The 2,479-nt window shown below is 59.2% G+C and carries 2 protein-coding genes; both read right to left on the bottom strand.

The annotated features are described in order from the left end of the window. Positions 1–923 (bottom strand): molybdopterin-dependent oxidoreductase (locus WBM93_RS07740; protein ID WP_424430437.1); only part of this gene is annotated, 923 nt, incomplete at its 3' end. Positions 924–940: 17 nt separating this feature from the next. After that, positions 941–2,479, bottom strand: a 1,539-nt coding sequence (locus WBM93_RS07735; protein ID WP_424430434.1) for a NarK family nitrate/nitrite MFS transporter, incomplete at its 5' end; no start/stop codon positions are given.

Raw genomic sequence — 2,479 nt, 5'->3', positions numbered from 1 at the left:
GCCAGCGCCAGAGCGGCGTCGGTGCCTTGCTGCGGGTTGAGCCAGATGTCGGCAAATTTCGTGGCTTCGGCATAATCCGGGGACACCACGGTCACCTTGGCGCCGCGATAGCGTGCCTCGGTCATGAAATGCGCGTCGGGGGTCCGGGTCTGCGGAACGTTGGAACCCCAGAGCATCAGATAGCCGCTATTATACCAGTCGGCGCTTTCCGGAACATCGGTCTGTTCACCCCAGGTTTGCGGCGACGATGGCGGGAGATCGCAATACCAGTCGTAAAAGGACATGCAGGTGCCGCCGAGCAGCGACAGATAGCGCGAACCAGCGGCATAGCTGACCATCGACATCGCCGGGATCGGCGAGAAACCGATCACCCGGTCGGGGCCATATTTCTTGGCGGTAAAGGCGTTGGCCGCCGCGATGATTTCGGTGACCTCGTCCCAATGGGCGCGAATGAAGCCGCCATGACCGCGAATCCCGGTGTAGCTTGCGCGCTTGGCCTTGTCCTCGACGATAGACGCCCAGGCAGCGACCGGTTTCATGGTCTTGCGCGCTTCGCGCCACAGGCGGACCAGCCGCGAACGGACCAGAGGATATTTCAGCCGCTGCGCCGAATAGATATACCAGCTATAGCTTGCGCCGCGCGGGCAGCCCCGGGGTTCATGATTGGGAAGGTCGGGCCGGGTCCGGGGATAATCGGTCTGCTGTGTTTCCCAGGTAATGATCCCGCCTTTGACATAGATTTTCCACGAACAGGAGCCGGTGCAATTCACGCCATGGGTCGAGCGCACGACCTTGTCATGCTGCCAGCGCTTGCGATAGGCGTCCTCCCAGCTCCGGTCTTCGCCGGTGGTCACGCCGTGGCCATTGGCAAAGGGTGCCTTGGTTTGCTTGAAGAAAGTCAGACGGTCGAGAAGATGGCTCATTTTTCAGATTCCTCGGTTCATACGGTCGCAGGGATGGGGCTGGCAGCTTCGCGTCCCCGTTCGATATCGTGGAGCAGGCTGCCGCGCCGCGTGTAACTGTTCCAGGTGACGAAAGCGCAGCCGGCGTAGAAGATCAGAAATGCCCATAATGCGCCATCTGGTGTGCCGGTCATCGAGATCGACGTTCCGTAGGCTTTCGGGATGAAGAACGCCCCGTAGGCTGCGATGGCGGAAGTGAAACCGATGATCGCCGCCGATTCCTTCTCGGCATTGCGCAGCTGCTCGTTGGCGGGCAGGCCGGGCATCAGCCGTCCGATTTCCTTGCGCATGATCACGGGGATCATCTGGAAGGTCGAGGCATTGCCGACGCCGGTTGCGAAGAACAATAGCATGAACATCGCGAAGAAGCCCCAGAACGCGCCTTCCTGTTCCTTGATACCAAGGAAGTAGAGGACACCAGCGACCGCCGCGATCATCAACAGGAAGGTCCAGAAGGTAACCCGTCCGCCGCCCCATTTGTCGGAGATCCAGCCGGTAGCGGCTCTTGAAACCGCACCGACCAAGGGACCGAGGAAGACGTATTTCAGCGAGTCCACATCGGGGAAGGCGATTTTGGTCAGCAGCGGGAAGCCGGCGGCATAGCCGATGAACGACCCGAACGTGCCGGTATAGAGAAAGCACATGATCCAGTTATGCTTGCGCTGGAAAATCACCGCCTGATCGGCAAAGCTCGCCTTGGCCGAGGCAATGTCATTCATGCCAAACCACGCCAGCGCCGAACTGATCAGGATGAACGGTACCCAGATAAAGCCGGCATTCTGGACCCAGAGCTCGCCGCCGTCGGTGGTAACCTGCGGTTCACCGCCCATGAAGCCGAATACGCCCAGGGTGATAACGATCGGCACCAGGAACTGCATGACCGATACACCGGCATTGCCGAGTCCGGCATTAAGCGCGAGCGCATTGCCCTTCTGTCGTTTGGGGAAGAAGAAGCTGATATTGGCCATCGAGGAAGCGAAATTACCGCCCCCAAAACCGCAGAGCAGCGCCAGTACCAGGAAGATGAAATATGGCGTGTCGGGATTCTGCACCGCATAGCCAATGCCAAATGACGGAATCAGCAGCGACATAGTCGTCAGCGTGGTCCACAGGCGGCCACCGAAAATCGGTACCATGAAGCTGTAGAAAATCCGCAAAGTCGCGCCCGACAGGCCCGGCAGAGCCGCCAGCCAGAACAGTTGATCGGTCGAATAGTCAAAACCGATTAGCGGCAGTTTTGCGACCACCACCGACCAGACCATCCACACCGAGAAGGCGAGCAACAGGCAGGGAATCGAAATCCACAAATTTCGCTGGGCAATTTTGGCACCCTTGTCATCCCAGAATTCCTGGTCCTCGGGCTCCCATTGGTCGAGAGTCTTGCTGGCGGTTTCCTTATGGACTTTCTCGTCATGGATATCCGCCATTTCCGGGAATTCCGGCAGCGACCGCTGGTCAACGCCCGAAGCTTCCTGTTCCATCTGGCGCACCGCAAAGTGCATCCAGGCCAGGGCAAT

It is taken from the genome of Parasphingorhabdus sp. (genome assembly GCF_049667325.1).
In the GTDB taxonomy this organism is placed as follows: Bacteria; Pseudomonadota; Alphaproteobacteria; order Sphingomonadales; family Sphingomonadaceae; genus Parasphingorhabdus.
Note: the sequence above shows the minus strand (reverse complement) of the source record. Positions and strands in the feature narration are given on the sequence as shown.